Here is a 7,719-nt window from a genome sequence, read left to right as displayed (position 1 = left end):
TTTTTAAATAAATAGTACTTTGATAACTAAAAATTCTGTTGTTTTTCAGTTGACATACTACCGCAGGTCTTTAATAAAGTGTTATTAGTTTCTCTTTTAAAAACGTTTGTAAGTCAAATGTATTTTCCTATTGTCTATAACTTCACTTGATTAGTCAATTGATAGTGTAAAAAAAATTACTCTTGCGGTAATTCTTTTTTTCACTATGCTTATGAACCTTTGTCATTAGCTCGTATAACATTTTCTGTTCCTCTTCATTTAATACGTCATCAAAAAACGATGATTGAAATGCAAGTTGCTCTGGCAATGCTTTCTCTAAGGCAGCTTCCCCTTGCTCTGTCAGACTAATTGTTTTCGTTTTCCAATCTTGTTTTCGTACAATATATCCTTCTTTTTCAAGACGCGTTAACATTCGAGAAATACCGCCTTGTGTAACAGTTACCTTTTCAGCTAACTCCATTTGTGTTAGTGGTTGATACGTACGTATTTGCAAAAGCACATCAAATTGAGCAGTTGTTAAATCAAAACGTTTTAAAAACTCATTTGACATCTGATTACTTTGGTTCGTAAATCGTATTAAACGTAACCATATTAATGATCCTATCGTATTATCACGCATGTTTGATCACTTCCTATCGTGAATCTTACTATCACTTTACTACGCAAGTGATAAAAAAGCAAGAGAAAACGTGAAAAATATCTCATTAAAGTATTACATAAATAACGATAAGAAAGAATTCATTTAAACATGAATTCTTTCTTATCGTTATTCTTAACTTTCCATATCATTCATTGCTATATGTAAAGCGCCTACTGCTTTGGGCCAACCAACATAAAAAGCCATATGTGTTATTAATGCAATCATTTCATTTTCTTTAATTCCATTTTGTTTGGCCAGTCGCAAATGAAATGGTAATTGTTCTGTATTACCAAGACTGATTAATACCGACACTGTACATAAACTCCTTTCTCTTAATGTTAAAGTGTCATCTCGCCACACTTCCTCGAACAATATTTTTTCACTATAATGAGCAAATGCAGGTGCCTTTTCTCTCATTTTCTCTTGAATACAATATTCAATGGATTCATTCATCATTTCACTCCCCCTTCACTTTTACCAATTGCGCCAATCCTTGACCAAACGACCAATTTTCAGCGGCTGTCTCGTTAAGTGTAATAAAAATGTCTGCACTTTTTATACTAGAACATTCAGAAACCCTCAAAGATATTGACTGATACAGATCGCGTTTCTGTTTTATCGTTCTTCCCGGTCCACATGTAATAGAAACATAAATCATATTCTCTGTTCTCTTTTCTCCCCTTTCTAATAAATAATATGGATCATATAAAAAATGATTTTGTTGATAAGGTAAAAACATTTCAAAAAAATCATTTTCAGGGATGTTAAAATATTTAATTAATGAAAGATGAATACATTCACCTATCTTTTTCAATTCTTCTTCATTTAATATATTTTCATGATAATAAACGTTCACAAAAGGCATATATTTTCACCCCTTTACTTAATTTAGCATTCAACAAAATATCATTGTGAAATGTGCAAAATCTCATATACTGTAGTACCTTTATTCGTTACCATATCAGGCTTTTCTTCATAAAAATTAAACTTACTATATCCCCATTTATCTGGATTATATACTATTACATTTCCTAAACAATTTTCTACCTTTTGATCCACAATGATAGATTGAATCCCACTCAATGATTCACTTTGAGAAATACTTCCTTCATATTCAACAACATATCTACATTTCTTAAAATCACCCTTTACATTAACAACTAATGGAACACCTATATTTATTTGTTGCCATCCAAAAGATTGTAAAATATTATCGTAATACCCTTCAAAGATAAATTTGTTCATTCCTTCATGACCATTCCAAATATATAAAGGTGCATAACAGTTATAGAAATTTCCGTCCTTATCTGCCTCAGTAATTAAATAAGCTTTAAAATTCAAGTCTTGAAAACCATCCGTTTTATACCCATTATCCTTTACCCTTTTCTTAATAATCTCCATATCATAATCTTTCGGCAAAATGACCTTATATTGCATTCCAATCATGTTTATCACTCACTTTCCATCTTATATACACAATGATAAACCGATGATTGACTAACGTAAAATAGGTATAAATTATGTTTGGTATCATTTATAATGATATCGTATAAGGGGCTGTGATAAATGGAAATAAATGATCTTATTATATTCAAAACTGTGGCTAGCGAAGGTTCTATTAGTAAAGCTGCGAAAGAGTTAGGGTATGTTCAACCGAACGTAACTGAGCGTATTAAAAAATTAGAACAAGAGTTAGAAACACCTTTACTACATAGAGATAACAAAGGCGTTTCTTTATTACCTTCTGGTGACATTTTATTAGACTACACAAATCAAATATTAACGCTAGTAGAAGAAGCAAAAAATAAAATTAAAACAAGTGGGTCTTCTTATATAATCGCAACGTCACAATCTATTTTGACTAATTATGTAAGCAAGCGCATTAAAGAAAATTTCAGGAATTATCAAATATATGTAGAAAATAGTAGTCATTTGCAAAAATTACTGCAGCAACAAAAAGTTGATATGGTCATTACTTACGAGGATGATCCCGACGCAGCTTTTAAAAAAGTATTTACTACTTCAATTTCTATAGGCTTATTGAAAATGAAAGAAACACGTACCATTGACTATTCAAAGGAACTCTTCTTCGTTAGTAATGACAAAAAGTGCCCTTTTAGAAATAAGACGATACAATTTCTAAAAGAAAATAATTTATCTCAGCGCCAACTTCAACAATTAGATTCTTATTCGCTTATAGAAGAGTTTATTCAGGACGGAAAAGGAATAGCCTTTTTACCAATTAAAAATGATAAATTAGTACCAATTGAAGATGTTCCAATTGAGAAATTAGCTGTTCATTTCTTTACGAACCAAAATTCTTTCAAACAAATCCCTGATGAACTATTTAATTAATATAATATTTATAAAAGAACTAAATTTACATACAGCAATAAAAATCCCTCCTTTCCGAATCTAAAAGAGGGATTTTCATATTCTATACAATTGATTTTTCACACATTTTGCTCCACTTCTGCACTTTTCTCCTTCTTATTCCGTTTCATATTCTTCAAACCCTTAACCGTGCCAACTAATCCTTTCGGGAAAACTAGCAATACGATAATGTACAATACACCAAGAATAATCGTCCATCGTTCAAAGATCGGATACTCTGTAGCTAGTTCTGATAAATAATATTTTAGGGATTCAATAATTCCAGCTCCTGCAATGGCTCCAATTAACGTTCCAACGCCTCCAATCATCGTCATCAATAATGCATTTAATGTCATTTCAATTGAAAATACAGTTGTATTAACAAAGCGCAGTGTAATAACAAATAAACCACCGCTAATTGCAGCTACTACTCCTGCAACAATGCTAGCAATAATTTTATAATGAAGAACTTTATATCCTAATGCTTCAACACGTTGCTCGTTTTGTGAAATTGCCTTTAATACTTTTCCAATAGAAGATTTGGTAAAAAGACGTAACAGAACAAAAATGATAAGTAAACATATAAGTGTTACATAATAAAACATAAAACGATCACGAAATACGTCTGGTACACCAAATGTAAAACCATCTCCTCCGTGAGTGAGCCCACGCCATTTTTCAGCAAGTACGAAAAACAACTGTGAAATAGCAAGTGTTAACATTGCATAAAAATGACTTTTCAGCCGTAAAGAAAGCAAACCAATTATATAACTAACAATGACTGAAATGATAATTGCAGCTACTATCCCTATTAAAAAGTTCGTTATGGATACTCCTTGTCGATCAAATAAAAGTGCTACGCCATATGCTCCGATTCCAAAGAACATACAATGGCCGAACGATACAATTCCTGTATATCCAAGCAATACATCAAAACTCATTGCAAAAATAGCAAAGATGAAGATTTGAGTGAACAAAATTAACAAGCTCCGTGAATCATTTACGAATGGAAATACACTTAAACAAATGAGCATACATACTCCGAAGTATACTTTAATTCGATTTGATGTACTGTTCACCATTTCACCCCTTTTCACCAACAAGTCCATTTGGCTTCACGATTAAGAAAAACAGTAGCATTAACATATTGATTGCAAGTGATAAATCTGGTATAAAATACGCTGTAAAAGCACCAGCTAATCCGACAATTAAAGAAGCAATTGCTGAACCTTGTACGCTTCCTAATCCTCCAATGATTACTACTATGAAAGCTAAAATCGCATACTGCATACCCATTTCTGCGAAAATAACGCCTGAATACGGTGCTAATAAGAACCCTCCCAACGCTGCCATCCCTGCTCCTAATAAAAAGACGAAAGAAAATATCACTTTTACGTTAATACCAAGCGCTTGAACCATCTCTTTATCCATTACGCCTGCGCGTATCATAAGACCTATCTTTGTTTTTTTGAGCAATAATAATAATGCAATGTATATGATAACCCCAATTATGATAACGAATAGACGATATTTAATTAATATAACGCCTCCAAATGTAAAACTTCCTTGTAGCCATAACGGTAACTTTGCACCAATTGGATTCGGTCCCCAAAATACTTTAATACATTCACTAAGTACAAGCATTCCTCCAAGCGTAACAAGAAGCTGGCGAACGTGATTTCCATATACCGGTCTAATAAGGAATCTTTCTAAAATGAATCCAAGGAACATTCCCATAGCTATTGCTCCAATTAAAGCTAATACGTAACTACCTGTCATATTAAATAGCCAAACACCTGTAAACGCTCCCCACGCAAATAAACCACCATGTGCGAAGTTTAGAACACTCATTAAACCGAAAATAAGCGAAAGACCTGACGCTAATAAAAAAATGAGCATCCCTGTTGAAATCCCATTTACAAATAAATTGATTAACACATCCATCCTTCTCACCCCGGATTCATGTTAAGAGATTCCTAAATATTTGTGACACATTTCCTTATCCTCTTTTAATTCATGCATAAAACCGTTATGAACAATTTTTCCGTTATCCATAATATAAAAATAATCACCAATTTGACTAGCCATCATAAAATTTTGTTCAACGAGTAAAACTGTTGTTTTCTCCTTCATTTTCAAAATAGCTATCATTAATTTTTCTATCATAATGGGGGACAAGCCTTTACTCGGCTCATCAATAAGTAGTAAACCATCGCTATTAATAAATGCTCTTGAAATTGCTAACATTTGCTTTTGTCCCCCGCTTAGGAGTCCGCTTTTTTTGTGCCAAAATTGCTTTAAATCTGGAAATAGTTCAAGCATCCATTCTATTTTTTCTTCCGCTTCTTCACCCTTACCTCTAGCAAGAGCGAATGTTTCTTCTACTGTCAGATCGTGAAAAATACCTTGATTTTCTGGTACATACCCTATTCCTTTCCTTGAAATTAAATGTGTAGATAATCCATTTACTTGTGTACGATCGTAATAAATTTCACCATGTGCGATATGATGAAATCCCATAACCGAACGTAATGTCGTAGTCTTCCCTGCCCCATTTCTTCCAAACAGTAAAGTAATCGTTCCTTTTTCAACAGCAAGAGATACCCCTTGTAAAATATGAAACTGATCTAAATACGTCTCTATATTATTCACTTGTAATAGTGCCACTATATAATCCCCCTAAATAAGCACTTTGTACACGCTCATCTTTCATAATTTCTTCGGGTAAACCTTCAGCCAATAACTCTCCATGAAATAAAACGATTAGATGGTCTGACAAACCTAGTACCATATCCATTTTGTGTTCAATAAGTACAATTGTACTCTCTGGATGTTTCTTAATATTTTCAATCACTTGTAGTATAGCTGGGACTTCCTCAACCGAAATACCTGCCGTCGGCTCATCAAGTAATAACACATCTGTTTTTAAAGCTAATAACATCGCAAGTTCTAGCTTTCTTTTCTCTCCATGTGCCAAATCTTTCGCTAATACATGCTCTTTCTCCTGAAGTAATACTGTTTTTAAGAAACGTCTCGCCTCTCCAACTTGTTGCTTTAATTTTGCTGGACTCGGGAAAAAACTATAGTAATCTTGTACGAATGATTGAACACTTAAACGGACATTTTCAAGTACCGTTAATTCTGGGAATATGTTTGTAAGCTGAAAAGAGCGACCGATTCCTAAGCGTGTTCGATCTGAAATCGATAGTTTTGTAATATCTTGCCCTTTAAAATACACTTCACCTGTTGTGGGTGAAATCTGTCCACTTAGTAAATTAAATAATGTTGTCTTACCCGCACCATTTGGTCCGATAATAGAAATGAGTTTTCCTTTTTGTACAGTTACATTCACATCTTTAATAACATGATGCTCCCCAAAAGATACGCTAAGATTTTTCGTTTCTAGCAAATGTGTCACGAAATCCCTCCCTTTAAAGCTTTCAGTATGAAAGAAATACGTATAAAGTGAAACTTTAATCAGTGGGGGTTTTCTTCATTCCCCACTGATTATCAGCCCTCACCAATCGGACTTTAATGGGCAGCCCGACCCATTAAAGCGGGATAAAGAGGATGTGCCCCTCTTCATACAAAATCAACAGAAAATTCAGTCTATTTATTTTGAACTGGTGGTTCTGTTTCTTTCATCGTTAATTCTCGCTCTAACACTGGCACCGGATAATCAACACCATCTTGTTTTTTCAATGTGATAGAATACAGCGTCTGCATCGCTTGATGATCCTTCTCTCTAAATTTCATCTTTCCTTTCGGCGTATCAAATTCCATTCCTTCCATTTTCTTAATTAATGTATCTACATCTGTATCACCTTTTGTTTTCTTTAAAGCTTCTACAATTGAAATTGCCGCTGACATTCCCCCTGCTGTAAATAAATCTGGTACCGCACCATTAAATCGTTTTTTATGTTCTTCCACTAACCAATCATTCACCTTATTTTTCGGGAGTGTATGATAATAAACAGAAAAACCTTGCATTCCTACTAATGCATCCATCGTTTTTAATGCTGGTATATCTGGTGCACCTGTAGAAATTTTAATACCTTACGCTTCCACATTCATATCTTTTAACTGTTTCCAAGGTGAGTTTGCCCCTGCCCAAACGATAAATAAATAGTCTGGTTTTGAGCTAATGATATTTTGAATATTTGCTGTAAAATCTGTTGAATTTGTATCCGCGTATTGCTCATTCACAATGTTCGCACCTAATTTTTTCGCACCCGCTTTAAATGCAGCAATCCCTTCACGACCAAAAGCGTTATCTGGGGCAAATGTCGCAATCTTTACATCTTTTTTCGCAATTGCTGCTGCTCCTGCAATCGCATCTTGTGAGGAACTTCTTCCAGTTCTAAAAATATATTTATTCCAGTTCTTCCCCGTAATACTATCCGCAACTGCCGGTTCTACAACCATAATCTTTTCATATTCTTCAGCTAATGGTAAAACCGCTAATGTATCACTTGAACTAGACGATCCAACTAAAAAATCAACTTTCTCTTCTTCTAATAACTTCGTAGCTTTTTTAACTGCTACATCCGCTTTCGTTTCTGTATCTTCTACAACAAACTTAATCTTTTTCCCATCTACTTTCCCAGTTCCACCAGTTGCATAGTCTAACCCATGCCCATCAACTTAAGAACGAAAACAAAATGAACTTTCGTTCAAACAAACTAAAAAACACGTAATGTACTTTT

Annotated in this window: 9 protein-coding genes and 1 pseudogene; 1 reads left to right on the top strand and 9 read right to left on the bottom strand. The window is 33.8% G+C overall.

Annotated features, from left to right (window positions below; all coding sequences use genetic code 11):
• Window positions 1-154: 154 nt before the first annotated feature.
• The 4 genes from PDQ33_RS27495 to PDQ33_RS27480 form a co-directional block, all read right to left on the bottom strand.
• The gene (locus PDQ33_RS27495) at window positions 155-619 is read right to left on the bottom strand and encodes a MarR family winged helix-turn-helix transcriptional regulator (protein ID WP_270756997.1); all 465 of its coding nucleotides are present in this window, start codon (window positions 617-619) and stop codon (window positions 155-157) included.
• Between the two features lie 153 nt (window positions 620-772).
• Window positions 773-1,096, bottom strand: a complete 324-nt coding sequence (locus PDQ33_RS27490) for a carboxymuconolactone decarboxylase family protein (RefSeq protein ID WP_000980847.1) — start codon at window positions 1,094-1,096, stop codon at window positions 773-775.
• A 1-nt stretch (window position 1,097) separates the two neighbouring features.
• Window positions 1,098-1,505: a tautomerase family protein gene (locus PDQ33_RS27485; RefSeq protein ID WP_061131168.1), complete on the bottom strand. Its 408-nt coding sequence runs from the start codon at window positions 1,503-1,505 to the stop codon at window positions 1,098-1,100.
• A gap of 41 nt (window positions 1,506-1,546) precedes the next feature.
• Window positions 1,547-2,086: a DUF4865 family protein gene (locus PDQ33_RS27480; RefSeq protein WP_061131167.1), complete on the bottom strand. Its 540-nt coding sequence runs from the start codon at window positions 2,084-2,086 to the stop codon at window positions 1,547-1,549.
• Window positions 2,087-2,206: 120 nt separating this feature from the next.
• Here PDQ33_RS27480 and PDQ33_RS27475 point away from each other — a divergent pair, with 120 nt between their 5' ends.
• Entirely contained in the window at window positions 2,207-2,995 is a 789-nt protein-coding gene (locus PDQ33_RS27475; RefSeq protein WP_061131166.1) for a LysR family transcriptional regulator, read from the top strand.
• A gap of 98 nt (window positions 2,996-3,093) precedes the next feature.
• On the opposite strand, the gene PDQ33_RS27470 is transcribed toward PDQ33_RS27475, so the two are convergent.
• From PDQ33_RS27470 to PDQ33_RS27450, 5 genes and pseudogenes are all read right to left on the bottom strand, one after another.
• On the bottom strand, window positions 3,094-4,047 hold the full coding sequence (locus PDQ33_RS27470) for a branched-chain amino acid ABC transporter permease (RefSeq protein WP_061131175.1): 954 nt from the start codon (window positions 4,045-4,047) through the stop codon (window positions 3,094-3,096).
• Window positions 4,048-4,096: 49 nt separating this feature from the next.
• Window positions 4,097-4,957: a branched-chain amino acid ABC transporter permease gene (locus tag PDQ33_RS27465; protein ID WP_270756999.1), complete on the bottom strand. Its 861-nt coding sequence runs from the start codon at window positions 4,955-4,957 to the stop codon at window positions 4,097-4,099.
• Between the two features lie 21 nt (window positions 4,958-4,978).
• Window positions 4,979-5,680, bottom strand: coding sequence for a branched-chain amino acid ABC transporter ATP-binding protein (locus PDQ33_RS27460; protein ID WP_270393943.1), 702 nt, complete (start codon window positions 5,678-5,680; stop codon window positions 4,979-4,981).
• On the bottom strand, window positions 5,658-6,431 hold the full coding sequence (locus PDQ33_RS27455; protein ID WP_061131165.1) for an ABC transporter ATP-binding protein: 774 nt from the start codon (window positions 6,429-6,431) through the stop codon (window positions 5,658-5,660). Before PDQ33_RS27455 ends, PDQ33_RS27460 begins: the two co-directional genes overlap by 23 nt.
• Window positions 6,432-6,622: 191 nt before the next feature.
• Window positions 6,623-7,645 (bottom strand): annotated as a pseudogene (locus PDQ33_RS27450) (substrate-binding domain-containing protein); the annotation flags it as partial.
• Between the last annotated feature and the right edge of the window lie 74 nt (window positions 7,646-7,719).

Origin of the sequence: Bacillus cereus group sp. Bc031 (genome assembly GCF_027716265.1) — a bacterium.
GTDB lineage: Bacteria > Bacillota > Bacilli > Bacillales > Bacillaceae_G > Bacillus_A > Bacillus_A paranthracis.
This window is presented reverse-complemented; position numbering and strand designations above follow the sequence as displayed.